This window comes from Pseudomonas sp. D4-21, from assembly GCF_051132125.1.
GTDB lineage: Bacteria > Pseudomonadota > Gammaproteobacteria > Pseudomonadales > Pseudomonadaceae > Aquipseudomonas.
This window is the reverse complement of record NZ_CP071664.1, coordinates 4,066,100-4,090,771: the sequence shown is the minus strand read 5'-3', so window position 1 is coordinate 4,090,771 and position 24,672 is coordinate 4,066,100. Positions and strand designations below refer to the sequence as shown.

The 24,672-nt window shown below is 57.5% G+C and carries 22 protein-coding genes and 3 pseudogenes; 14 read left to right on the top strand and 11 right to left on the bottom strand.

The window, feature by feature from the left end:
- The first annotated feature begins 65 nt into the window (after positions 1–65).
- Positions 66–1,190 carry a GNAT family N-acetyltransferase gene (locus J3Q04_RS18175; RefSeq protein ID WP_434610164.1) on the top strand — a complete coding sequence of 375 codons (1,125 nt, stop codon included), beginning with the start codon at positions 66–68 and terminating at the stop codon, positions 1,188–1,190.
- 163 nt (positions 1,191–1,353) lie between these two features.
- Here J3Q04_RS18175 and J3Q04_RS18170 read toward each other — a convergent pair whose 3' ends face one another.
- The 4 genes from J3Q04_RS18170 to J3Q04_RS18155 all read right to left on the bottom strand — a co-directional run bounded on the left by J3Q04_RS18170 (position 1,354) and on the right by J3Q04_RS18155 (position 5,580).
- A complete protein-coding gene (locus J3Q04_RS18170; RefSeq protein ID WP_434610167.1) occupies positions 1,354–3,186 on the bottom strand; it encodes an ABC transporter ATP-binding protein in 1,833 nt (610 codons plus the stop codon).
- An 84-nt stretch (positions 3,187–3,270) separates the two neighbouring features.
- Positions 3,271–3,834, bottom strand: a complete 564-nt coding sequence (locus tag J3Q04_RS18165; RefSeq protein ID WP_420766662.1) for a peptidylprolyl isomerase — start codon at positions 3,832–3,834, stop codon at positions 3,271–3,273.
- Positions 3,835–3,838: 4 nt separating this feature from the next.
- Positions 3,839–4,642, bottom strand: coding sequence for an alpha/beta fold hydrolase (locus J3Q04_RS18160; RefSeq protein ID WP_434610169.1), 804 nt, complete (start codon positions 4,640–4,642; stop codon positions 3,839–3,841).
- 14 nt (positions 4,643–4,656) lie between these two features.
- Entirely contained in the window at positions 4,657–5,580 is a 924-nt protein-coding gene (locus tag J3Q04_RS18155) for a LysR family transcriptional regulator (RefSeq protein WP_256233402.1), read from the bottom strand.
- Between the two features lie 50 nt (positions 5,581–5,630).
- Between J3Q04_RS18155 and J3Q04_RS18150 the strand changes: the two genes are divergently transcribed.
- The 3 genes from J3Q04_RS18150 to J3Q04_RS18140 all read left to right on the top strand — a co-directional run bounded on the left by J3Q04_RS18150 (position 5,631) and on the right by J3Q04_RS18140 (position 7,907).
- Positions 5,631–5,945 (top strand): 3-phosphoglycerate kinase, encoded by a 315-nt coding sequence (locus J3Q04_RS18150; RefSeq protein WP_434610172.1) that lies wholly within the window; start codon positions 5,631–5,633, stop codon positions 5,943–5,945.
- A 150-nt stretch (positions 5,946–6,095) separates the two neighbouring features.
- Complete coding sequence (locus tag J3Q04_RS18145; protein WP_434610174.1) at positions 6,096–6,695, top strand: FMN-dependent NADH-azoreductase; 600 nt, start codon at positions 6,096–6,098, stop codon at positions 6,693–6,695.
- A 345-nt stretch (positions 6,696–7,040) separates the two neighbouring features.
- Positions 7,041–7,907 carry a carboxylate/amino acid/amine transporter gene (locus tag J3Q04_RS18140; protein WP_420766658.1) on the top strand — a complete coding sequence of 289 codons (867 nt, stop codon included), beginning with the start codon at positions 7,041–7,043 and terminating at the stop codon, positions 7,905–7,907.
- Between the two features lie 110 nt (positions 7,908–8,017).
- Here J3Q04_RS18140 and J3Q04_RS18135 read toward each other — a convergent pair whose 3' ends face one another.
- Complete coding sequence (locus J3Q04_RS18135; RefSeq protein WP_434610176.1) at positions 8,018–9,316, bottom strand: mechanosensitive ion channel family protein; 1,299 nt, start codon at positions 9,314–9,316, stop codon at positions 8,018–8,020.
- 192 nt (positions 9,317–9,508) lie between these two features.
- Between J3Q04_RS18135 and J3Q04_RS18130 the strand changes: the two genes are divergently transcribed.
- Complete coding sequence (locus tag J3Q04_RS18130) at positions 9,509–10,855, top strand: DEAD/DEAH box helicase (protein ID WP_434610178.1); 1,347 nt, start codon at positions 9,509–9,511, stop codon at positions 10,853–10,855.
- Positions 10,856–11,078: 223 nt separating this feature from the next.
- Here J3Q04_RS18130 and J3Q04_RS18125 read toward each other — a convergent pair whose 3' ends face one another.
- Positions 11,079–11,354 carry a hypothetical protein gene (locus J3Q04_RS18125; RefSeq protein WP_434562903.1) on the bottom strand — a complete coding sequence of 92 codons (276 nt, stop codon included), beginning with the start codon at positions 11,352–11,354 and terminating at the stop codon, positions 11,079–11,081.
- A 156-nt stretch (positions 11,355–11,510) separates the two neighbouring features.
- Between J3Q04_RS18125 and J3Q04_RS18120 the strand changes: the two are divergent.
- The 5 genes and pseudogenes from J3Q04_RS18120 to J3Q04_RS18100 all read left to right on the top strand — a co-directional run.
- Positions 11,511–13,905 (top strand): annotated as a pseudogene (locus J3Q04_RS18120) (DUF637 domain-containing protein); the annotation flags it as partial.
- A gap of 1,034 nt (positions 13,906–14,939) precedes the next feature.
- Complete coding sequence (locus J3Q04_RS18115) at positions 14,940–15,386, top strand: hypothetical protein (RefSeq protein WP_434610181.1); 447 nt, start codon at positions 14,940–14,942, stop codon at positions 15,384–15,386.
- 527 nt (positions 15,387–15,913) lie between these two features.
- Positions 15,914–16,616 (top strand): annotated as a pseudogene (locus tag J3Q04_RS18110) (transposase).
- A gap of 91 nt (positions 16,617–16,707) precedes the next feature.
- Positions 16,708–17,064 carry a hypothetical protein gene (locus tag J3Q04_RS18105; protein ID WP_434610183.1) on the top strand — a complete coding sequence of 119 codons (357 nt, stop codon included), beginning with the start codon at positions 16,708–16,710 and terminating at the stop codon, positions 17,062–17,064.
- Positions 17,065–17,426: 362 nt separating this feature from the next.
- Positions 17,427–17,873, top strand: coding sequence for a hypothetical protein (locus J3Q04_RS18100; RefSeq protein ID WP_434610185.1), 447 nt, complete (start codon positions 17,427–17,429; stop codon positions 17,871–17,873).
- Positions 17,874–18,132: 259 nt separating this feature from the next.
- Here J3Q04_RS18100 and J3Q04_RS18095 read toward each other — a convergent pair whose 3' ends face one another.
- Positions 18,133–18,405: a hypothetical protein gene (locus tag J3Q04_RS18095; protein WP_434610188.1), complete on the bottom strand. Its 273-nt coding sequence runs from the start codon at positions 18,403–18,405 to the stop codon at positions 18,133–18,135.
- A 755-nt stretch (positions 18,406–19,160) separates the two neighbouring features.
- On the opposite strand from J3Q04_RS18095, the gene J3Q04_RS18090 reads away from it, so the two are divergent.
- The gene (locus J3Q04_RS18090; protein ID WP_434610190.1) at positions 19,161–19,439 is read left to right on the top strand and encodes a BrnT family toxin; all 279 of its coding nucleotides are present in this window, start codon (positions 19,161–19,163) and stop codon (positions 19,437–19,439) included.
- Complete coding sequence (locus J3Q04_RS18085; protein ID WP_053186480.1) at positions 19,417–19,674, top strand: BrnA antitoxin family protein; 258 nt, start codon at positions 19,417–19,419, stop codon at positions 19,672–19,674. Before J3Q04_RS18090 ends, J3Q04_RS18085 begins: the two co-directional genes overlap by 23 nt.
- 199 nt (positions 19,675–19,873) lie before the next feature.
- Here the strand turns inward: J3Q04_RS18085 and J3Q04_RS18080 are convergent, their stop codons facing one another.
- Complete coding sequence (locus tag J3Q04_RS18080; RefSeq protein ID WP_434610193.1) at positions 19,874–20,605, bottom strand: DUF899 domain-containing protein; 732 nt, start codon at positions 20,603–20,605, stop codon at positions 19,874–19,876.
- 188 nt (positions 20,606–20,793) lie between these two features.
- Here J3Q04_RS18080 and J3Q04_RS18075 point away from each other — a divergent pair, with 188 nt between their 5' ends.
- The gene (locus tag J3Q04_RS18075; RefSeq protein WP_030141150.1) at positions 20,794–21,186 is read left to right on the top strand and encodes a hypothetical protein; all 393 of its coding nucleotides are present in this window, start codon (positions 20,794–20,796) and stop codon (positions 21,184–21,186) included.
- Between the two features lie 136 nt (positions 21,187–21,322).
- Here J3Q04_RS18075 and J3Q04_RS18070 read toward each other — a convergent pair.
- From J3Q04_RS18070 to J3Q04_RS18060, 3 genes and pseudogenes are all read right to left on the bottom strand, one after another.
- Positions 21,323–22,205: pseudogene (locus tag J3Q04_RS18070) on the bottom strand (DUF6279 family lipoprotein).
- 81 nt (positions 22,206–22,286) lie between these two features.
- A complete protein-coding gene (locus tag J3Q04_RS18065; protein ID WP_434610197.1) occupies positions 22,287–22,997 on the bottom strand; it encodes a TorF family putative porin in 711 nt (236 codons plus the stop codon).
- A 198-nt stretch (positions 22,998–23,195) separates the two neighbouring features.
- A complete protein-coding gene (locus J3Q04_RS18060) occupies positions 23,196–23,384 on the bottom strand; it encodes a hypothetical protein (protein WP_018607615.1) in 189 nt (62 codons plus the stop codon).
- A 328-nt stretch (positions 23,385–23,712) separates the two neighbouring features.
- On the opposite strand from J3Q04_RS18060, the gene J3Q04_RS18055 reads away from it, so the two are divergent.
- Positions 23,713–24,549, top strand: a complete 837-nt coding sequence (locus tag J3Q04_RS18055) for a CvfB family protein (RefSeq protein WP_434610199.1) — start codon at positions 23,713–23,715, stop codon at positions 24,547–24,549.
- Positions 24,550–24,672: the final 123 nt, after the last annotated feature.

Here is a 24,672-nt window from a genome sequence, read left to right as displayed (position 1 = left end):
TTATCCCCTTGCGATTCGGATCGGCGATACTCGCCCAATCCGTCGTCTGGATATCGGGGAACCGCATGCCGCTTCACGTCTTGGACAGCCTGTCCGCCATCGCGCCACATGAGTGGGACGCGCTGGTGCCCGTCAACCAACCCTTCCTGCGCCACGCTTTTCTCACCGCCCTGGAAGACAGCGCCAGCCTGGGTTCGCATTCCGGGTGGCAGCCCGAGCATCTGCTGCACCTTGAAGAGGGGCGGCTGCTGGCGGCTTTGCCCAGCTATCGCAAGTGGCATTCCTACGGTGAGTACGTGTTCGATCATGGCTGGGCCGACGCTTGTGCCCGGGCCGGCATCGACTATTACCCCAAGCTACTGACGGCGGTGCCATTCAGTCCGGTGAGCGGCCCGCGACTGCTGACGGCGCGTGTTGAGGATGGCTTGGAACTGCTGGGCAGCCTGCCGGGCTATCTGGAGATCGAAGGGCTATCCAGCGCCCACATCAACTTCACCGACGCCTTCACCGACGAGGCATTGGCCAGGCAGGAGGGCTGGTTGCAGCGAATCGGTTGCCAGTACCACTGGCAGAATCGCGGCTATCGGGATTTCCAGGATTTCCTCGACGCGCTCAGTTCCCGCAAGCGCAAGCAGATGCGCAAGGAGCGCGAGCAGGTGGCGGGGCAGGGCATTGATTTCGAATGGCTGGAAGGCCATCAATTGGACGAGGCGCAGTGGGATTTTGTCTACGCCTGTTACGCCAATACCTACGCGGTGCGTCGGCAGGCGCCTTATCTGACCCGTGCTTTTTTCAGCCTGCTGGCCGAGCGCATGCCCGAGGCCATTCGCGTGGTACTGGCCAAGCAAGGTTCACGGCCGGTGGCGATGGCGTTCAGCCTGTTGGCGGGCGACAGTTTTTATGGGCGTTATTGGGGCTGCCTGGCAGAGTTCGATCGGCTGCATTTCGAGACGTGTTTCTATCAAGGCATGGACTACGCGATTGCCAACGGCGTGCAGCGTTTTGACGCCGGGGCCCAGGGTGAGCACAAGTTGATTCGCGGCTTCGAACCGGTGATCACCCGTTCATGGCACTACCTTCGCCATCCGGGCTTGAAAGCGGCGGTGGCGGATTTTCTTGCGCGCGAGCAGGAGGGCGTGATGGCGTATGCCGAAGAAGCGAAAACGGCACTGCCTTATCGGCAGTGCTGAAGTTCTCTGAGCCCCCGTGGCGAGGGAGCTTGCTCCCGCTGGACTGCGCAGCAGGCCCCTGCGGTGTATCTGACACATCGCAGTGCCAGATACAGTTTGGGGCTGCTACGCAACCCAGCGGGAGCAAGCTCCCTCGCCACGGGGTTTTGTGCATAACCAGGGTTCAGTCGATCCCGACGAACCCACCCGTCTGATGCTGCCACAGCCGCGCGTACAACCCACCCTGGGCCAGCAACTCGGCATGGCTGCCGGTCTCGGCGATGCGACCCTTCTCCAGCACCACCAGCCGGTCCATCCGGGCGATGGTGGAGAGGCGGTGGGCGATGGCGATCACGGTTTTGCCTTGCATCAGCGTCTCGAGGCTTTCCTGGATGGCCGCCTCGACTTCCGAGTCCAGCGCGGAGGTCGCTTCGTCCATGATCAGGATTGGCGCGTCCTTGAGCAGCACCCGGGCAATAGCGATGCGCTGACGCTGGCCGCCAGAGAGCTTCACGCCGCGCTCGCCCACGTGGGCATCGAAACCGGTGCGGCCCTCAGCGTCTGAGAGCAACGGGATGAATTCATCGGCCCGGGCCTTGTGTACCGCTTCCCAGAGTTGCGCGTCGGTGGCGTCGGGCTTGCCGTAAAGCAGGTTGTCGCGAATCGAACGGTGCAGCAGCGACGTGTCCTGGGTGATCATGCCGATGCGTGCGCGCAGGCTTTCCTGGCCGACGTGGGCGATGTCCTGGCCGTCGATGAGGATGCGCCCGCCCTGCACGTCATAAAGGCGCAGCAGCAGGTTGACCAAGGTCGATTTGCCGGCGCCGGACGGGCCGATCAGGCCGATTTTCTCGCCCGGCTTGATCACCAGGTTGAGGTCGCTGATCACGCCGCTTTTCTTGCCGTAGTGAAAATCCACCTGCTCGAAACGCACTTCGCCCTGGGCTACCGCCAACGGCTTGGCCTGATCTCGGTCGATGACGCTGACGGGCTGGGAGATGGTCTGCAATCCGTCCTGGACCATGCCGATATTCTCAAAAATGCCGGTGACCACCCACATGATCCAGCCGGACATGTTGACGATGCGGATCACCAGTCCGGTGGCCAGTGCAATCGCGCCGACGCTGATCAGCGACTGGGTCCACAGCCACAGCGCCAGGGCTGTGGTGCCGACGATCAGCAGCCCGTTCATGCTGGTGATGACCACATCCATGCTGGTCACGACGCGACCGGCGAGCTGGGCTTTTTGAGTCTGCTCTTCGATGGCTTCGCGAGCGTATTGCTGTTCGAAGTTGGTGTGGGCGAACAGCTTCAGGGTAGTGATGTTGGTATAGCCATCGACGATCCGCCCCATGAGCTTTGAACGGGCATCGGAGGACACCACCGAGCGTTCCTTGACCCGGGGGACGAAGTAATAGAGCGCGCCGATGTAGGCGGCGATCCACATCAACAGCGGGATCATCAGGCGCCAATCGGCTTCGGCGAACAGCACCAGCGAGCTGACGGCGTAGATCAGCACGTGCCACAACGCATCCACGGCCTGCACCGCCGAGTCCCGCAGCGAGTTGCCGGTCTGCATGATGCGTTGGGCGATACGCCCGGCAAAATCGTTCTGGAAGAAGTTGAGGCTCTGCTTGAGCACATAGCTGTGGTTTTGCCAGCGGATCAGGCTGGTCATGCTGGGGCTCAGGGTCTGGTGAACCAGCAAGTCATGCAGGGCGACGAAAATCGGCCGAAGAACCAGTGCGACCACCGCCATCCAGGCCAATTCGAGGCCGTGGAGCTTGAAGAACTCTGCGTTGGGCGTGGCCTGGGTCAGGTCGATGATGCGGCTCAGGTAGCTGAACAGCGCCACTTCGATCAGCGCGCCGATCAGGCCGACCACCAGCAGCACGGCGAAGCTGGGCCAGACCTGTTTCAGGTAATACGTGTAAAAGGGCAGGACGCGGTTCGGCGGGGCCGAAGTCGGGGCGTCGCGGAAGATGTCGATCAGTTTTTCGAAACGGCGATAAACCATGGGGTACCTAGCCCGGGCAGGGCTCTCCTTTTTTGCTGTGGGCGGCGCGGGATCGCCGACGCCGCCCAGGCTTGCCCTGTGGGTTTAGTCGATGCGCTTGGCCGACTTGATGATCACAGGGTCGATCGGCACGTTTTGCATGCCTTGCTTGGTGGTGGTCTGGGAGTTGACGATGATGTCCACCACGTCCATCCCCTTGACCACCTTGGCGAACACCGCGTAACCAGCGTCGCGACCCGGATCCAGGAAGGCGTTGTCGGCCACGTTGATGAAGAACTGGCTGGTGGCCGAATCCGGGTTGGATGTGCGGGCCATCGACAAGGTGCCGCGTACGTTGTGCAGGCCATTGCTGGCTTCGTTCTTGATCGGCGCCTTGGTGTCTTTCTGTTGCATCTGTTGGGTGAAACCGCCGCCCTGGGCCATGAAGCCCGGGATCACACGGTGGAAAATCGTGTTGTTGTAGAAGCCGCTGTCAACGTACTCAAGAAAATTCTTGGTACTGATAGGGGCCTTGACCGGGTCCAGTTCGATTTCAATCTGACCGTTGGTGGTGTCCAGCAATACGTGAGGGGCCTTGGCCGGTTGCGCGGCCATCAGGTTGGCAGCAAAGAGGACGGAGCCGGCGGCGAGGGCGATTTTTTTCAGCATGGGTTCAGTGATCCTGAGTAGTGGAATCGATTGCGATCAAGAATTCGAGCAGGGTTTGGTTGAAGCGTTCGGGTTGATCCAGCGGCGTAGCGTGCCGTGAATCGGTGATGACTGCCAGTCGTGCGTCAGGCAAACGCTTTGAATAGGCTTCTTTCAGCGCCACCGGGGTGTAGTCGTGGTCGGCGCAAATGATGAGGGTTGGACAGGCAACTTGCGACAGGCGTTCCTGTACGCTCCAGCCGACAATGGCGTCGAAGCTGGCCAGATAAGCACGTTTGTCATTCATTGCCCAGCGCCGGGCCATTTCCAGGCGCAACTCGGTCTGTTCGGGCTTGGGGAACAGCTTGGCACCGAGGGCCTTGCCGATGGTTTCCAGGCTGAGCAGCCGCATCAGGCTCCAGCGCTTGAACCATTGCCAGCAATCGTCGGGCGTGCGGACCTTGACCTCCGGGGCGCTGTTGACGATGCACAGGCTCTTGACCCGCGTGGGTTCGTCCACGGCCAGTTGGAAGCAGATCATGCCGCCCATGGACCAGCCCACCAGATGCACCGCGCCCAGGTCGAGGTAATCGATCAGGGCGCTCAGGTCGTCGCTGAAGCCTTCGATGCTGTAGCGCTCACGCGGCTTGTCGGACCGACCGTGTCCGCGCACATCCAACACGATCAGGCGATAGCGGGCGGACAGCACCGGGATCTGCTTTTCCCAATCCCGTGTGCTGGAGCCCAACCCGTGGACCAGCACCAGGGGCGCGCCGTGGCCATATTCCTCATAGTGCAGGTTGCAACCTTCGTGCGCAAAATAGGCCATCGGCGAATTCCTTGTCAGGCTTGTTCAGGTGCGGCGAACGGCGCATCCAGCGGCGCGGTATCAAAGGTGCGCAGCAGCTCGATGAGGATTTGCGTGGCCGGGCCCAGAGGTTTTTCCTTGTTGGAGAACAGATAGAAAGTCGAGTTGCGGCTGCCTCCTTGCTCCAAGGGTAGACGCTTGAGCAAGCCTTCCTTGAGCTCTCGTTCGATCATGTGCCGCGGCAGCCAGGCGAACCCCAGGCCGCTGCCGACAAACGTCGCGGCGGTGGCCAGGCTGCCTACGGTCCAGCGTTGTTCGGCACCGAGCCAGCCGACGTCCCTGGGCTGCTGGCGACCGGAGTCGCGGATGACCACTTGCAGCTGGCTTTCCAGGTCCTGGAAACTCAGTTCGCGGTTGAGGCGATGCAGGGCATGTTCGGGGTGGGCCACCGCGACGAATTCGACGTCGCTCAACTCCGCGCCCAGGTAACCAGGGATGCTGAAGCCGCTGATGGCCAGGTCGGCCACGCCTTCGAGCAGCACTTCTTCGACGCCCGACAACACTTCTTCGCGCAGGCGCACCCGGCAGCCCCGGCTTTGTGGCATGAATGCCGTGAGGGCGCGGACGAGGCGGGCGTTGGGGTAGGCCGCATCCACCACCAGACGCACTTCCGCTTCCCAGCCTTGCTCCATGTGGTGGGCCAGGTCTTCCAGTTGGCTGGCCTGCTTCACCAGTTGCCGCGAGCGGCGCAGCAGCACGCCGCCGGCCTCGGTCAGCACCGCCTTGCGTCCATCGATGCGCAGCAGCGGCACGCCGAGCTGGTCTTGCATGCGAGCCACGGTGTAGCTCACCGACGATTGCGAGCGGTGCAGCACTTCGGCGGCCTGGGCGAAACCACCGTGGTCCACCACCGCCTGCAACGTTCGCCATTGATCAAGGGTCACGCGGGGCGCTTTCATATTGAGCTCCTCTTGTCCTAAGCTGGCGGTCCCTTGGTGGAGACTGCCGAATGAAAAAAATCTGTTGTGCGGTGCTGGCCCTGCTGCCGCTGACTGCATTTGCCTACCCGATCGATGTGGAAAAACACCTCAACGGCCTGAGCATCGACTACAACGCCTATGACACCGACGCCGACATCGGCTCGATCCAGGTCAACAACTACGGCAGCACCGATGCAACCTGCAAAGTAGTGTTCCGCAACGGCCCGGAGGCGCCGCGCACCCGCACCATCGAAGTCGCCGCCGGCAAGTTCAAGAACGCCACCGCCAAGTTCAACCGCAACATCATCAAGCTGCGCATCGAGCTGACCTGCAAGCCGAAATAGCCAGCGGCGGGGCGGCATCACAAAGCTTGCTCCGCTTATAAACGAAAATATCGATGGTTCGCAGCAATTATTTGCGCTTTCTCATCGATATGATCACGCTTAACCTTCACTCCATCGACTGACAACATTCTCAGATGGAGCCTACAAGCCATGTCCCGCGTCCTGATCATCGAAAGCAGCGCCCGCCAGCAACATTCGGTTTCCCGCCAACTGACCCAAACGTTTATCAGCCAGTGGAAAGCCGCGCACCCGGCCGATGAGATCAGCGTCCGCGACCTGGCAATCAATCCGGTGCCGCACCTGGATGCCAACCTGCTGGGCGGCTGGATGAAGCCTGCCGAGCAACGCAACGACATCGAGAACGCTTCGCTGGAACGCTCCAACGAACTGACTGACGAGCTGCTGGCCGCCGACGTCCTGGTGATGGCGGCGCCGATGTACAACTTCGCCATTCCCAGCACTTTGAAAGCCTGGCTCGACCATGTGCTGCGTGCTGGTGTGACCTTCAAATACACCCCCACCGGTCCTCAAGGTCTGCTGACCGAAAAGCGCGCCTTCGTGCTCACCGCTCGCGGCGGCATCCACGCCGGCGGCGCCACCGATCACCAGGAACCGTACCTGCGCCAAGTGATGGGTTTCATCGGTATCCACGACGTGACCTTCATTCACGCCGAGGGCATGAACCTGGGTGGCGACTTCCAGGAGAAGGGTTTGAACCAGGCCAACGCCAAGCTTTCCCAGGTCGCCTAAGCCGTTAATCTTCGGATAATCGCCGGGTGTTCTAGTGACTCGGCGCTTCCCTTCAAACCGTTTTGCGCATCGAACCTCCCTTCGCACTTTCACAGCTCCTGAGTGCACCCGCCCGATTGAACGCTTAAGCGAGATCGGGCTTTTTTTTGCCTGCTATTTCAAACCAGCTCAATAACCCGATGTGGGAGCGAGCCTGCTCGCGAAGGCGTCATGTCAGCCAAACATTTGCTACGTGACACTCCGCTATCGCGAGCAGGCTCGCTCCCACAGGATCTGTGTATTGAGGTAATTAGCGACAACCACCAAAACCCGCTATCTTCGCCGCCATTCAAAACGAGGGGCGGTATGGGCTATCTACTTTTTGTAACGCTGATCCAGGCGTTTTCCTTCAGCCTGATCGGCGAATACCTGGCGGGGCATGTCGACAGTTATTTCGCGGTGCTGGTGCGGGTCGTGCTGGCGGGGCTGGTGTTCATCCCCCTGACGCGCTGGCGCCAGGTCGAGCCGTCGTTCATGCGCGGCATGCTGTTGATCGGTGCCTTGCAGTTTGGTGTGACCTACGTCTGCCTCTACCTGAGTTTCCGGGTGTTGACGGTCCCGGAAGTGCTGCTGTTCACCATCCTTACACCCCTGCACGTGACCTTGATCGAAGACGCCCTCAATCGGCGCTTCAATCCCTGGGCATTGGTTGCGGCACTGGTGGCCGTGGCCGGTGCGGCGGTGATTCGTTATGACAGGATCAACCCGGACTTCTTCATGGGTTTCCTGCTGCTGCAACTGGCCAACTTCACCTACGCGGCCGGGCAGGTGCTTTACAAGCACTTGGTGGCGCGTCACCCAAGCGATCTGCCGCATTACCGGCGTTTCGGTTATTTCTACCTCGGTGCATTGATGGTGGCGTTGCCGGCGTTCCTGCTGTTCGGCAAAGCCGACTTCTGGCCGCAAGCGCCGTTGCAGTGGGGCGTGCTGGTCTTCCTCGGCCTGGTTTCCACCGCGTTGGGCCTCTACTGGTGGAACAAAGGCGCGTGCCTGGTCAACGGCGGCACGCTGGCGGTGATGAATAACCTGCACGTGCCGGTGGGGTTGCTGGTGAACCTGCTGATCTGGAACCAGCACGAGGCGCTGGGGCGGTTGGTGTTGGGTGGTTCGGTGATACTGGCGGCGGTGTGGATCAGTCGGTTGGGGGTTCGCCAACCGCTCGTTACACGCTGACCTCTGTGGGAGCGAGCCTGCTCGCGATGGCGTTGTATCAGTCAGCATCTATGTTTCTGACACACTGCTATCGCGAGCAAGCTCGCTCCCACAGGCGAATGGGGTTGGCTTTATACCGCCTGCTTCTCCGGCTCCGACAAGTGACTCGCCCCCAGCGCCGCCGGCAGCAGTCCCGCCCGCAAATCCGTGCCGCTCGGCTGCTGGTACAAGCCCAGCCCGAACTCCGGCATCACCGCCAGCAGGTAATCGAAAATATCCCCCTGGATGCGCTCGTAGTCGGCCCACACGGTGGTACCCGTGAAGCAGTAGATCTCCAGCGGGATCCCTTGGGCGGTGGTCTGTAGCTGCCGGACCATGCAGGTCATGTTCGGCTGGATCTCGGGGTGGCTTTTCAGATAGGCCAGGGCATAGGCGCGAAAGGTGCCCAGGTTGGTCATGCGCCGACGGTTGGCCGACATCGCCGCGACGTTGCCCTGGGCTTCGTTCCAGGCCTTGAGCTCGGCCTGTTTGCGGCCGATGTAATCAGTCAGCAGGCGAACCTGGGACAGGCGCTGCTCTTCGTCGTCATGCAGGAAGCGCACGCCACTGGCGTCGATGAACAGGCTGCGCTTGATCCGTCGTCCGCCGGATTGCTGCATGCCGCGCCAGTTCTTGAACGACTCGGACATCAACCGCCAGGTGGGGATCGAGACGATGGTCTTGTCGAAATTCTGCACCTTCACCGTGTGCAGCGTGATGTCCACTACATCACCGTCGGCGCCCACTTGTGGCATTTCGATCCAATCGCCAACCCGCAGCATGTCGTTGCTGGTCAGCTGCACGCTGGCGACGAACGACAGCAGGGTGTCCTTGTAGACCAACAGGATCACCGCCGACATCGCACCCAGGCCCGACAGCAGCAACAGCGGCGAACGATCGATCAGCGTGGCGACAATGATGATCGCGCCAAACACGTACAACACCATTTTCGTGAGCTGCACGTAGCCTTTGATCGAGCGGGTGCGCGCGTGTTCGGTGCGGGCGTAGACGTCCAGCAGGGCGCTGAGCAAGGCGCTGATGGCCAGCAACATGAACAGGATGGTGAAGGACAGCGCGACATTGCCCAGGAAAATCATGCTGGTCTTGCTCAGCCCTGGCACCAGGTGCAAGCCGAACTGAATGATCAGCGACGGCGTCGTCTGCGCCAGGCGATGAAAAACTTTGTTCTGGCGCAGGTCGTTGACCCAGTGCAGCGCCGGCTGGCGGCCGATCAGCTTGGCGCCGTGCAGGATCAAATAGCGCGCCACCCGTCCAAGCACCAGCGCGATCGCCAGCAGCAACACCAGCGCAAGGCTCGAATGCAGGATCGGATGTTGATCAAGGGCGCCCCAGAAATCCTGGAGGTTGAGCCAGAGTTGTTTGATATCCATGGGCGAGACGGTTCTTTTATGAGCGCGAGGGGCGAATTAGAGCATTTTAAGCGGCGGGAAGTGACCGTTGATCGTGAATCCAATCATGACAACACACTGATTTGCGGCCGTTTGCATAAAGAAACTCGGCCTTCGCGCTCGAAACCGTTACCCTATGCAGCTGTTTTTTTGCATTTCTTCGAGGTAGCACCCGTGTTTTCCCAATTCGCCCTGCACGAACGCCTGCTCAAAGCCGTGGCCGAGCTTAAATTTGTCGAGCCAACGCCGGTGCAGGCAGCGGCTATTCCGCTCGCGCTCCAAGGGCGTGACCTGCGGGTGACGGCGCAGACCGGGAGCGGCAAAACGGCCGCGTTCGTGCTGCCGATCCTCAATCGCCTGATCGGCCCGGCCAAGGTCCGTGTCAGCATCAAGACGCTGATCCTGCTGCCAACCCGTGAACTGGCCCAGCAGACCTTGAAGGAAGTGGAGCGCTTCTCGCAGTTCACCTTCATCAAGTCCGGCCTGATCACCGGCGGCGAAGATTTCAAGGTCCAGGCCGCCATGCTGCGCAAGGTTCCGGACATCCTGATTGGCACCCCTGGGCGGATGATCGAGCAGCTGAACGCCGGCAACCTCGACCTCAAGGAAGTCGAAGTGCTTGTGCTCGACGAAGCCGACCGCATGCTCGACATGGGTTTTGCCGAAGACGTGCGACGCCTGGTAGACGAGTGCGTGAACCGCCAGCAGACCATGCTATTCTCCGCCACCACCGGCGGTTCGGGCCTGCGCGAGATGATCGCCAAGGTGCTGAACAACCCCGAGCACCTGCAGCTCAACGCGGTCAGCCAGCTGAACTCCACCACCCGCCAGCAGATCATCACCGCTGACCATAACCAGCACAAAGAACAGATCGTGAACTGGCTGCTGGCCAACGAGACCTACGAAAAGGCCATCATCTTCACCAACACCCGGGCCATGGCCGACCGCATCTACGGCCGCCTCGTTGCCCAGGAATACAAGGCGTTCGTGCTGCACGGCGAGAAGGATCAAAAGGACCGCAAGCTGGCCATCGACCGTCTGAAGCAGGGCGGCGTGAAAATCCTCGTCGCCACCGACGTCGCCGCTCGTGGCCTGGACGTGGAAGGCCTGGACATGGTCATCAACTTCGACATGCCCCGCAGTGGTGATGAATACGTTCACCGCATCGGCCGTACCGGTCGTGCTGGCAACGATGGCTTGGCGATCTCGCTGATTTGCCACGGCGACTGGAACCTGATGTCGAGCATCGAGCGCTACCTGAAGCAGAGCTTCGAGCGCCGCACCATCAAGGAAGTCAAAGGCACCTACAGCGGACCGAAGAAGGTCAAGGCATCGGGCAAGGCCGTTGGCGTGAAGAAGAAAAAGGTCGACGGCAAGGGCGACAAGAAAAAGACCGGCGCCAAGGCCCCGACCAAACGCAAGACCGCCAACCGCCCGAAGACCGACGCGCCGTCTCTGGTCAGCAAGGACGGCATGGCCCCGCTCAAGCGCCGCAAGCCAGAGGCGCCGGCGGCTGAGTGAAATCGCGTTAACGCTGCATAAAAACCGGACCTTGGGTCCGGTTTTTTATTGAGAGAATTCCACAAACCCTGTGGCGAGGGAGCTTGCTCCCGCTGGGCTGCGAAGCAGCCCTAAAACCACCGACTCGGTGTGCCAGGAGCAAACGGGGGGCTTTTATTGGGGCTGCTGCGCAGCCCAGCGGGAGCAAGCTCCCTCGCCACAAAAGCGGGTCGTGCCCGACTCATCACTCCGCCTTCTTCTGCGCCTCTTCCAACTCCTGCAGACGCTTGTCGATCAACTGGCACTTGTCCGGCACGTCCTTGCTGGATGTCTCCATGTTCATGGCCTGCAGTTCTTCATTCATCTCTTTTGCCTTGGATGGGTCCTGCTCGGTGAGCTTGGCGACTTTGTCCGCCAGCTGCTCACGCTTGATGGTGGCTTCTTCAGGCGTGCACGTAGCCCAGGCCGGCAGGGCGCAGGCGAGGGTGGCGGCGAGGGTGAGTTTAAGGAAGGTTTTCATGGCTCGGGCCTCGTATTCCTTTGATGGGCGGATATTCGGTTGAGGCTGAGGCGGGAGGGAAAGTTTCATTTGGTTGTTGGTGAGTGGCGATCGAAATCGACTCGTCGCTGAGGTGAAGGAGCTAAAACAGGAAAACGTGGTCTGTCCCCGTTTTTTCTGACGCCAGTCCTGTACCTGGCCAACGCCAATAACCGCCTCTCGCCGAATGGGGCGTTGATTGAGGGCAACAACCTCAACCTGGTCGCCGGCAAGAACCTGGCTAACGTAGGTACGCTGAAGGCGACCAGTAACCTGTCAGCTTCGGCGGGGGAGAATCTGGTCAACAGCGGCTTGGTGCAAGCAGGTGAGCGTCTCGACCTTTTGGCCGGCAACCATCTCGTCAACAGGGCGGGTGGCATCATCACCGGTCGGGATGTCTCTGCCACGGCGTTGATGGGGGATGTGGTCAACGAGCGCACGGTGACGTCATCGCAAATTGCCTACGGCCAGGTCCAGGATCGCAACGATTTCGCCGACAGCGCGGCGCGCATCGAAGCCGCCAATGACCTGAGCCTCTCGGCGGGCGGCAGCCTCAACAACATCGGCGGTGCCCTGCAAAGTGGGCGCGACATCCGCTTGAATGCCGGAAACGACGTCAACCTCGTCGCTGCGCAGACCGTCGACAACCTGATCCGCGACGTCAACCGCAACAGCAGCACCATCACCCAGTACGGCGCCAGCGTCAGCGCCGGGCGAGATGTATCGGCTACGGCCGGCCGGGACCTCAATGTCGTTGCCAGCCAGATCGACGCCAAGCGCGACGTCGACATGGCCGCGACCGAGAACGTCAACATCAGCTCGGCGGCGGATGAACAGCACTTTCTGTACAAGAGCAAGAAGCTGACGATCCAGGAAGACCATGTCCGGCAGGTCAAGGCCCAAATCACCGCCGGCGGCGATGTTGCCTTGGCGGCGGGCAAGAACCTGATGATGGTCGCCAGCCGGATCACGGCGGGTGACGAGGCCTACCTGGTGGCGGGGGGGGAAACTGGGGTTGATCGCGGCGCAGAACAGCGATTACTCACTGTATGACGAGAAGAAAAAGGGGAGTTGGGGGAGCAAGAAGACTCAGCGTGATGAAGTGACTGATGTGAAGAACATTGGGAGTGAGATCACGACGGGGGGCGATCTGGTCATCAAGAGCGGGGATGACCAGCGATATCAGGTGGCGAAGCTTGAAAGTGGCAAGGACATCACGCTGGACAGTGGCGGTTCGATTACCTTCGAAGCCGTGAAGGATTTGCATAAAGAGGACCACGCAAAAAGCAAAAGCAGCATGGCCTGGAGCTCGATGTCGGGCAAAGGCAATACCGACGAAACACTGCGCCAGACGCACATGGTTGCTGCCGGTGCCATTGCGATCAAAGCTGTCGATGGGTTGAACATCGACATCAAGCAGGTCAATCAAGAAAGCGTCCATCAATCGATCAAAGCCATGGTCGATGCGGACCCGCAACTGGCGTGGTTGGCCGAAGCCGAGAAGCGCGGCGATGTGGATTGGCGCAAGGTCAGGGAAGTCCACGACTCTTATAAATACAGCCACTCCGGCATGGGGCCGGCTGTGCAGATGATCATCGCGATCCTTGTCGTCTATTTCACCGCGGGTGCTGCCAGTGGCTTGATTGGCACTATGGCCGGAAGCACCGCTGCTGCTGGTTCAGGTACAGCCTTTGCAGCAGCCGGAACAGCCACCACATCAGCGGTGGCCGGTGGCGCGGCAGCTGGGTCAACCGTGGCCGCAGGTTGGGCGAACGTGGCGCTCACGGCTGTCGCAACGGGGGCTGCGAGCAACGCCACGGTCAGCTTTATCAATAACGGTGGAAATCTGGGGGCCGTATTCAAGGATGTAACTTCTTCGGATGCCTTGCGCGGTTATGTCGTGTCGGGGGTGACGGCGGGGTTGACGGCCGGCATCTTCGACAAGATGACCAGTACCACCACCTCGCTGGAGGGGGCGTTGCCGAATGCAGGCAAGGTAATTGCCGAAGGCGGCTTAGGAAGTTTGGAAGGCATCGGTCGCTTCGGCGCGAACCAGCTGTTGCAGAACGGTACGTCAACACTATTGGACCGGGCGCTGGGTGGTGACAGTCAGTTCGATAATGCCCTGCGTTCCAGTTTGGCGAATACCTTTGCTGCCGCGGGATTCAATCTCGTTGGGGATCTTGGCAAGAAATTCGATTTGAAAGAAGGGGGGCTGGCCAAGGTTGGCTTGCACGCGGTCATGGGCGGACTGGCCGCTGAGGCGGCCGGCGGTGATTTCAAAACCGGCGCATTGGCTGCGGGTGTCAATGAGTTGCTGATTGATAGCTTGGCCGAGCAGTACACCGAGATGACCTTGGAACAGAAGAATCGGCTTCTGGTGATGAACTCCCAAATAGTAGGCGTGCTTGCAGCCGCCGCGCAGGGAGGGGATGCGAAGAGCCTTCAGACCGGGTCATGGGTAGCGGGCAGTGCGACTTCCTATAACCGGCTGTTGCATTCGTCGGAGAAAAAAGCGCTTGCTGATGAGGCGAAGGCTCTAGAAGAGAAATTGGGCAAGCCCAAGTCAGATATGTCTTGGGAAGAGGTACTGCTCCTCGCGGCCAATGCTCAAGTGGATGCTACCGAAAATGCGCGATTGCAGGCACTGGTAAACAGCTTTCCCCCGGGCAACCCTGAAGGTCAGCATCTTGCGCAAGACTTGTTAAAGGCGACCAGTAGCATTCAAAGCCTAGCTGCTCGGAACACTGCCCTTACATGGAGTGATGGCCGCACAATTGTCGCCAACGGCGCCGAGGTACATGCGTTTCAGGCGACGACGGCTCAGTTTGTTGATCCGGCCTTGTTCAATACCGCCTCCCAATGGTCCAGCAACAACAATTGGGCCAATGAGCCTGAGATCGTTCCCACGGCTTGGAGGGAGCAATTCGGTCGGGACGCCGTCACTTATCTTAGGGAAATCGCTGGAGTTTCCAGTAGCCGGCAAGAGTTCGACGACCTGGTGCAAAGGGTTTCAACTATAGTCGGCGGTGGGATCGAAAGGGTTACCTGGGATTTGGATGCTGCGCTTGCAGTTACGGGGGCGCCTGCGGTATTAAGGGCCTTGCTGGCTAGGCGGCTTGCTGCGGCTGGTGGTGCTGATGCGGTGGTGGTGGGTGCAAAAGGCGCAGGTACATCCTTAGAGCGAGGTCTTGCCTATGACAACCCATCAAACCTTGTCCAAAATCGTGTAAGTGAAATTCAGTCACAAATACCTGCGAACTCTCAAGGCCGAATAACTATGGGGGTCGCGGTAGTAGAGGATGCGAATGGTGTTCGCTCTGTTCTGGTCAGTACAAGTGAACCTCGTGGCTATCTTCGCCCTGGAGTGAGTTTGCAAGAAGGCGAGAAAGTAGTTGTTGGAACTGGCCACGCAGAAGCGGATATTGTCAGCTATGCCAACGCTAACGGATTGAAAGTTGTTGATATCGGTGCGACACGCCCTGTCTGTGCATCATGTCAGAACGTAATTGAGCCGACAGGGGCCAATGTGTCAACACCATTAAAACCACTGCCAAAGGCTAAACAATGATTATGCGTTTAGAAAAGGTTGAGAAAGGCCTTGTAGAAAAGCTTAAGTTAGTCAGTCAAGAGCAACGAAGAAGTGCTGTAAAAGTGGCTTGTGAACTTGCTTTTCAGGCCTGTCCAGTAGAGGTGCCTATTGTTGTCGAATCTCTTAGGCAGCTACGATCTGGTAATAAACTCACGACTGATCAGGTTTCTGGGCTAGATGCTTTAGCTGCACAGTTAGATGAGAAGTATTTTGACTTGCAAGACAGCCTGGATGAAGGGCAAAACTTAAATGAAGAAGGACTTCAGTTGTTTAGCCAGGCCCGCGCTGTATCGGCGCTGTCCTTAGCTGGTGGAGAGGATTCGCTTATGACAGCGACCGAAGCAATATATGAGGCATCATCAGCCGTTGATGATGGAGCTTATATTTTTAAAGCAGTACTTTCGGTTTTGCCAGAGTCTTAATCAGCAGGTATTTTGCTTTGTCTGTGATCCGGCGCACTCTTGCGCCGGTATTTTCAGTTGCTGCTGCACCCTGATTGCGCCCTCTCTGCACTCAAGTTGCACCCGTTCTGTAGTCTTTCTGCACCCCAGTCTGACGACCTTCGGTCTACCTAACCAATACGCCCTTTTTGAGCATGATTTTTCGCCCCTTAACAGGAGCAAAATCTCAATACACAACACGCACCTCTCGCGAGGTGGGTATTTTCTATATGTATCAATTAGTTATCCGGTTTCTGTCTTCTGGGTGCTGTTATACATTTGTAATACAAAACGAGTGTTTCACCCAGCAAGCACTGACGTGAGTTGTATAGCATTTGTTATACACAGCGGCAGCCCCACAGAACTGGTCCTTTTTTCAAGGTTGGCCCGTTTTATTGGCCCGGCAAGCTGTCTCTTTTAGTCGCTGAGAAAAGGGGACTAGAAAAGGGGACAGATTTATTTTCTAAGCCTTTGCTACGCTGGAAGCTTCCACGGAGGAGAGGTCAAATATGCCCAGGATGGGACGTATTGTTTTGCCGAATTACCCACACCATATCGTGCAACGCGGTCACAACCGTCAGGTAGTTTTTGCGGTCGCCGAGGATTATCAACGCTACCTGACGGATCTGCGCGAGCTCAAGGACGCGTTTGGGGTCAGGGTCTACGCCTATTGTTTGATGACCAATCATGTTCATCTGTTACTGGCTCCGGGTGAGTCCATCGCTGGATTGGGACAGATGATGAAGGCTTTAGCGGCGCGAGCCACGCGTTACCGCAATCGACTCGAAGGGCGCTCCGGTACGCTATGGGAAAGTCGTTACAAATCCAGCGTGGTGCAATCAGATGCCTATCTCCTTGCCTGTTGTCGTTACATTGAATTGAATCCCGTACGCGCTCAAATGGTGGCCGATGTTGGCGGACTACCTTTGGTCGAGCTACAGAAGCAGGGTGTGTGATGGGCCTGACAGCGAATGGCTGGATGTCGATCCCTGCTTCGTTGCTCTAGGCGCTACGGCTTTGGAGCGGCGTCGTAGGTATGAGGCTTTCGTGTGCGAGGCCATACCTGCAGAGCAGGTCCGTTTGATCCGTGATGCGTTGCAGCGAGGCCAGTTGACTGGGACGGGACGCTTCGTTGATGAGGTAGAGCGGATAGTTGGTATCCGGGTAGAACAACGAGGTCAGGGGCGGCCAAGGGTGAAGACCGGAAAATAAATCCGTCCCGTTTTTGTCAATATTTTAGTCCTATAAGTATTTTTCAAAGAAATTTTTCAGGTGAGGTTGTTGTTCCTCGGAGGGCACTTAAGTGAAATTAAATATTGATTTCCCTAAAAACATGATCACGGATGAATTACTTAGGCAGGAACGAATTCCTTGCTTTTGCAAGGTTTCAAATGAGTTTGAAATTTCATTTTCGGATACTGTTCCTGAGTCGTCGGGGGTGGTATCAGGCTGGGATCGTAGAGAGCTGGAGCTAAGAGCAGTTGCAGGGGCGGGTGGTCGATATACGCATTTCGCTTATGGTTTGATTACGTTGCAGAAAGTCGATGAAGGCGTTTACAAGATCCTTGATCTTGAGATGTTCTATAGAAGTTACGGCTGGTGCGCTGTCTTACAGGGTGGGGAGTATGCGCCTCCGGGAGTTTTTTGGGATGAAGAGTAACGAACAGAATCGGGGGGCAGACCACGTTTTATGTGCGTTTCCCAGATAGGAATCGTGGTCTGTCCCTGAGGGATTTAAGCGATCAATCAATATTTGCCGCCAATGAAGGAAGGTAAAAAAGCAATCTATACCTCTGATCAAATAAAAACTGGGTTGCAGCAGGCTTACAAGGATATTGGGCGTCCCGAGCTCTTTGAGCTTATCAAACATTTAATTGAGTAGGTGGTTTATGTTTGATAAGCAGGTGTGTGATTTGACTGCGCGAGATATCGAACAGCATGGCGTTTGGTATTTTCCTATGGATGAGACCGTTCAGAACGAACTAACCGTACGTCCTGTGTGTTCTAAGGAGTTGATTGATATTGGATTTCAAGTCCTTGTCAGGACCTGGTTTCAAACCTGTTGCGGCGGAAAAACGGGGACAGACCACGTTATCTGTGCGTTTCCCAGATAGCAGGAAAACGTGGTCTGTCCCCGTTTTTCCATGTCCAAGACGTTTCAAAAGCATTAAGAGGGCGGGATTAATGTCTTTCAATGAGCTTTCTGAAAAATATGCGGCTCGTTTCGGTTCGCCAAGTATGAATAGCGTCGGGCTAGAGGAGTTTATTCAAATACTAGAGTTGGTGGCGATGAAAAGTAAGGGTTTTTTCATCTTTAAGGTGGATGGTGAAAGAGAGTGTAATATTTATACTTTTATTTTAAATACGTCGACAAATAACGATGTTGTAATAAGAAAAGATACAGATAGCATGCGGGAAGGTATGGAATATTTTTTCTCTGAGCTTGAGCGGCTCGGTATATATCCATGAAGAAAAGGGGACAGATTTGAATGGCTCTTACTTAACCTTCTTCGGGTGACCTGACCATTTTTCCTGACTTCGGCCCTGGCTAATCGACGTATTTTCATCAGCATGCGAGCGTAAGAGGCCAAGTTACCGACCTTTGCAAACCGGTCTATGTCATCGGTTTCTAACATGATGATCGGTGCCAGCTCTTCACCAAACTTGGCGTCGTGTTTAGCAACAAATACTTATATGAAAACGGCGACCCAAAGGTCGCCCGTTTTCGTTATTCAGCAGCTAGCGCCCGCAATCGTCTCCCAATCACATCCATCACATCACACCCATCACGCAACGCTATCGTCAGCATCTTGCAAAAGTCTGAAAGCACCAGCGTATCGGAACTGATATCCGAACGAAACGCGATGTTTTCCAGCAGTTGGGTCACGGTGCGGATGCGGTAGTCAGCGGTTTCGAAGAGGACGTCGAGTGGGGCTTCGGTGTCGATGAGAAGGGTGGCCGGGGTACAGTCGACGCCGGTGATGGGCATGTATCGATTCATTTTGAATATCTCTGTTTGATTGGCTGAAAGCCATCACTCAATCGTCGCCAAACGATTGGGTGGTGGCTGTGCGCAGGTTGGCGAACCGGTTACAGAGAAAACCGGCAGATCCGAGGATCTCCCGCGCACAGCCGCCGTGGAATATAGCGGCTTTGCGGGTGCGTCGGTACCTGCAATCAGCCGGTAGCTTTCGCATTCTCTGTAATCGAGTCGCCAAACCCGAATCGCCTTTTTGGGCGACGAGGGACTATAGGCTGGCTTGTTCCAATGCCACAAGACACCGCTTTCCGAGCTTCATGTAGGACGTTTGACCTAGCATTTGTCGGCTTAAAGCAAGCGACTGCTGCGCAGTCGAGCGGGAGCAAGCTCCCTCGCCACGGGAGCGGTGACGACTTGAGGATTGCGCTTAGTCGCATCAGCAACCGCGGGCATTTCTGCTTCGTATTCATCGCGATGCGGAGCCAGTCCCCGTTTCTTACTACGACCTGTTTGCCATCTTGTCTGTCCGTTTTGCAGGAGGTTTCCACCTCTGCGCAGGACCTTTCGCACTTTTTTACAGGATGCGTCTGATTTCGGATGGACGGTTACGACAGTAATCTTCGGGAAAGAGGCGTCATGTGTCGAATACGGTTGCGCCTTCTGAGCCGTTTCCAATGTCGCTAGTGATCCGATGGTCATCTCATCGAGCTACCGGGGCTGTGTATTTCTGCAGAGGAGAGTAGTGTGTATGTACGTAAGTAAGTACAGAAGGTCCCATGCTATTTAAATGGGACGAAGCCAAGAACCGGGCCAACATTCTTAAGCACGGCATCGACTTCAACGACGTGCCGGGCATTTTCCAGCATCCGATGCTGGTCTTCCACGATGACCGAATGGCTTACGGGGAAGAGCGTTGGATCACTATCGGATTGATCAAAGCGTTGATTGGCGTGGTCGTGTATACCGAACGGCGGGACGATGTGATCCGCATCATCTCCGCCCGAAAAGCCACTAAGCAGGAGGCCATACGTTATGTCGAAAACATCGAAAACTGACTGGGAGCGCTTGGCCAAGTTAGATGATGCGGACATCGATACCAGCGATATCCCCGAATTGGATGAGGATTTCTTCCGTCGCGCCGAGCTGCGTGTGCCGGTAAAGCAGGCGGTGACTATTCGCCTTGATGCCGATGTGGTCGAGTGGTTCAAGGGGCAGGGCGCGGGCTATCAGACACGCATCAATCAGCTTCTTCGCCAATACATGCAGGCCCAGCAGGGCCATCGGCGATGAGCAAATCAATGCTATGAAGCGGGCGACTGAGAAGTCGCCCGTTGTCATTGATTCTGTTAGCTGCGCTCGCAGGTCTTCCGATTCGATCAATCCTCTCGCGTGGCGCTGTGGTTAAGACAAAACTGGCGACTGCTGCGCAGTCGAGCGGGAGCAAGCTCCCTCGCCACGGGGACTGGGCTCGACTGGGCTGCTTGGCGCATCAACTGTGGCAGCAACCACGCGGCCTGGCCTCTTCATACTTATCATGATGCCTCACCCAATCCATGATCTCGTCTTCATTGCGGCCCTTGGGCGTGAGGTCGAGGTAGTTGTAGGTGCCGACGAGGATGTCGAGGCCGCGGGCGTAGGTGGAGTAGGTGTGGAAGATGTCGCCGGCTTCGTTGCGATAGAAGACACTCAGGCCGGGGAGTTCGCCTTCGGTGGTGTCGGTTTTTTCGTAGTTGTAGGTGGCTGTTCCGGCGGCGGTGTCTTCGGTTTTGAAGCTGACGCCGAAGTCGTAGTTGAAGTCGCAGCCTTGCGACGAGACCCAATCGAAGGCCCAGCCCATGCGGCGTTTGAAGGGTTGGAATTCGGTGAAGGGCGCGCGGGAGACGGCTACGACGGCGACGTCGTGGTGGGCCAGGTGTTGGTTGGCGCCGTCGATGTGGTCGGACAGGAACGAGCAGCCTTGGCAGCCTTCGGTCCAGCCGGGGCCGAACATGAAGTGGTAGATGATCAGTTGGCTGCGGCCGCCGAACAGGTCGGCGAGGCTCAATTCGCCGTGGGGGCCTTGGAAGCGGTAGGGTTTGTCGATTTTTACCCAGGGCAGGGCGCGGCGTTCGGCGCTGAGTTTGTCTCGTTCACGGGTGAAGGCTTTTTCGTGGGCCAGGTGTTCGCGGCGGGCGGCGAGCCAGGCTTCCCGCGAGACGACCTGATGGTGCTCGATGTTCATGGGGCTTCTCCTCAGGGATTCAATTATCGACGTTTGCAATGCCTAGTCGTTTGGGCGGCCACGGTTTCGACACACCGTTGGTCGGCTGGCTGGCGGACCCGTTGGAAAACCAAGCTGAACGGCGCTGAACCGCCTAGGTCACACCTTAAGTAGGCATCTCACTCTTAAGCATTAGAGGATGGACCAGGATGACGACTTATAACTGGGACTTGATCGAACGGTTGCTGCACGAAGTGCAGAACGGCGCCGGCCACAGTTTTACCCCTCGGCCCTACGCGGAGCAGCACGCGGCGGAAAAGGCGGCTCAGGGCGAGGAAATCGAGAACCTTGATCATCTGAAAGCGGTCGCCGGAGAGTACGAAAAATTACTGCTGGAGCGTGGGTATATCGAGCCTCGGCCGGAGGAAGAGGGCGGCAATGGCGAGAATTTTGTGCTGACGCCTCGCGGCTCGCGGTTGTTGAGCCTGATCGACAGCAGCATTCCGGGCAATGATCATCCGCGCCAGGTGCTGGATGAGCAGGAAGATGCGCTGGATGAGTTTACCTTTGATGATCTGGCTTCTAAGGCGCAGATTGCCTGAAAGGCTGGCACTGAACCCGGTGGGAGCGAGCTTGCTCGCGATGGCGATTAAACAGGCAAAACACCTGTTGAATGTCAGGCCGCTATCGCGAGCAAGCTCGCTCCCACATTGGTTCTTCCACATGGATCTCAGTGGTTTATGATCGTGCTGCCTTCAAGCATTTCAGATCGCTGAAATCCTTCTTTACGCCGTCGATTTTCTGCAATAGCCGTTCACGCTGTGCCGGGGTGCTGTCGGCCATCAGATCCACCAGCAGGCTGCGAGCCTGGGCTTCGGTTTTGTTGTAGGCCTCGCGGTAGGCCGGGGTCCACAAGCTTTCGCGGTTTACCAGCAGTTGCTCGATGCGTTTCGGGAAGTCGGGGCTGTGGCGTTGGGCGACGGCCTCGCTGAACTGGTTTTGCCAGTGTGCGCGGTTGGCGATCCATTGCTGGTTTTGATCGCCAAGAGCGGTAGACCAAGCCATCACACGCTGGCGCTGGGCGTCGTTGAGCGGGCCGATCCAGTCGTTGAGCCGTTTCTCCATGCGCTCGGCACGTTCCTGGATCTGCTGCTGCAACGTCGGCTTGAGGTATTCGCGCTGACGCTTTTGTTGATCCTTGACGAACGCGGCGTCCATGTCGGCGACTTGTTCGTCGCTCAGGCCTTGCAGCAGTTCGATGGCCGACGGGGTGATTGCCCGGGCGGTTTCGGCGATGGCGGCCTTGGCTTCGCGGGTGCGTTGCTGCAGGGCTTCGTCGGTTACCGCGTTGGTTTGCACCATGGTCTTCAGGCGGTCCAGCCAATCGAGGTAGCCTGGTAGTTGCGTGGTGCAGTGCCAGCTCAGGTGTTCCTTGAGGCGATCGTCGAACCAGTCCTTTTGCTCGCCGTTGATCTCCAGGTAATCGTCCTTCCAGGTAATCGTTGAGGGTCCAGGGAATGATCAGGTCGAGGTTGCGGTAGGCCAGGCCGACACGGCTGCAAGCGGTGAGTGTCAGCAGCAGGGCGATGAACATGGCGGTGCGTGTTAACCAGCGCGACATGAGCGGGTCCTTGCGAAGGCGGAGGTGATTTGTTTGAGCATGGCAGGCGCGCGGCAGTTCAGCCGAACGAATAAGTAACGCTTAGTAAAAAGGATGGGCCATCTTCAGGGTCAGCAGGCTGTCGCATTCGCTGTTGTGCCCGGAATAGGCCGAGCAACTGCTGCCGCTGAGGCTTGAGTCGCTGTAGATCAGGTCCAGGTCGATACCTTTCCAGGGACGGGATATTTTCAACGACCAGTCGCTGAAACTGCCTACGTAACCATTCTCCACCGAGACCGGGGTATTGAGCTGGTGGGTGGTGTACTTGGCGCTGATGCCGATGCCGAAGGGCACGTTGCCACCGAGGTCGGCGAACAGGGTGCTGTTCTGTTTGTCCGGGTCGTTGCTCAAGGCCGCACCGAAGCGGCTGCCTAGAATGGTCAGGCCGCCATAGAATTCCTGGCTGTCGAGGGTATCGACGGTGGGGTAGCTGTAGTGGATCAGGCCGACTTCGTAACCCAAGGTCTGGTCGAAGGGTTGTTTGAAACCCATGTAGGAATCGACTTCCAGGTCAGCGGAGAAGCCGGCGCTGGGTGACCATTGTCCGACGTACCAGCCGCTGTCATGGCTCAGGTCCAGGCCGCCATGGAACGAGCCGGTGCTCGACGGCGTGACGAGGCCCTGTGCCATGCTGCGGCTGGGTGTGGTGCCGAGTTTAAGGTCGAAGTCACCGAGCTCACGCTGAAACACCTGCCCATAAGAAGCAGGGCAAGCGAGCAGACTGAACGCCAGCAGGACAACAGTAATGCGCAAATGCTTCACTCCATGAATAGCGAGGAGCAGGGAACCGTAACCAAGCTGAAACGCTTGAGCTAGAGAGGTGCAAGCATACCGACGAATGCTCGACCGAGATGGCCGTTCGTCGATTTTTGCGGGGAAGGGGGCTGAGAGAGGGGTTCCAGTCCAAGCGCTTCGAGATTCAAAGCGCTTTGGGACCAGGTGACGCGGGGATTACTTCTTGCCCAGGCTGATCTGCTTGGACGGGCCGAATGTCTGGCCGCTGACACCTTTGGCAATCTGCTGGATTTCACCGCCGGACTTGAGGAACGCAGCGATCTGGTCGTTGATCGACTCGCTGGTTTCAACGGCTGGAGCTGGCTTTGCTTTGCTGTTGGATGCTTTTACGCGCATGACGGCCATTAACCTATGGATAATTAATTGGGCCAGGCATCGTACAGGAAATACTTGACAATTGCTTGGCAAATATCCCCCTGAATTATTTGCAGTAGGGCTGGAATATCGACCGACTCATGCCTGTGTATTGACCTAAGCCACTGTTTTAAATAACAACGTGTCTTGAAATTTAAAACGTAAGCGGGGCGATTCAAACCCAGTGTCTTCTGACGAATGGCCGCTTGCGGGGCAAAAAGTCAGGAAAATCAAGGGTGCACGCCGATCGATGCTGGCGGCGACGAATCGCACGCCAAAACCGGGTAGAATGCCGCCCACGTAACGAGGGTATTTGGAAATGGCTTTAGTCGGGCGCTACAACAGTTTGCAAGTGGTTAAACATACTAACTTCGGTTTATATCTGGACGGCGGCGCGGACGGTGAAATCCTGCTGCCCAACCGTTATATCCCCAAGGATATTCCCAGCGAAGATGAAGACTGGCTCAATGTTTTCATTTATCTGGACAGCGACGACAAACTGATCGCTACGACAGAAAAACCAAAAGTCCAGGTGGGCGAATTCGCCAGTCTGAAAGTGGTTGAAGTCAACAGCATCGGCGTGTTCCTGGACTGGGGCCTGCCCAAGGATTTGCTGTTGCCGTATTCCGAAGAGAAACGCCAGCTGACCGCCGGCGAGTACTGCGTGGTCCATGTCTATCTGGACAAGCACACCCGCCGCATCACCGCGACGGCACGCCTGGATCGTTATCTGGACAAGACCCCGGCCAACTACACGCCTGGTCAGGAAGTGGATTTGCTGGTCGCCGAAGCCACCGACATGGGCTTCAAGGCAATCATCAATAACAAGCACTGGGGCTTGATCCACAAGAACGAAATCTTCAAGTTCATGCGCGCCGGCAAACAGGAAAAGGGCTTTATCAAGGAAGTCCGTCCGGACGGCAAGATCAGCCTGAGCTTGCAGCCGGTGGGCCAGGAAGCGGCGACCAGCCTCAACGCCAAGATTCTTGCCAAGTTGCGTGAGAACAACGGCACGCTCGCGGTGAGCGACAAGAGCGATCCTGCGCTGATCACCAGTCTGTTTGGCGTCAGCAAGGGCAACTTCAAGAAAGCCATTGGTGCGCTGTACAAGAATGGCCAGATTATCATTCATGCTGATCGTATTGAGCTGACTTGATCGTTAGGCCGAGCAAACCACCGTTGGCTAGGTCATCCTGTGGCGAGGGGATTTATCCCCGCTGGGCTGCGAAGCAGCCCTGATTCGAACGCCTCGGTGTACCTGCCAGATTGAGTGGTTATT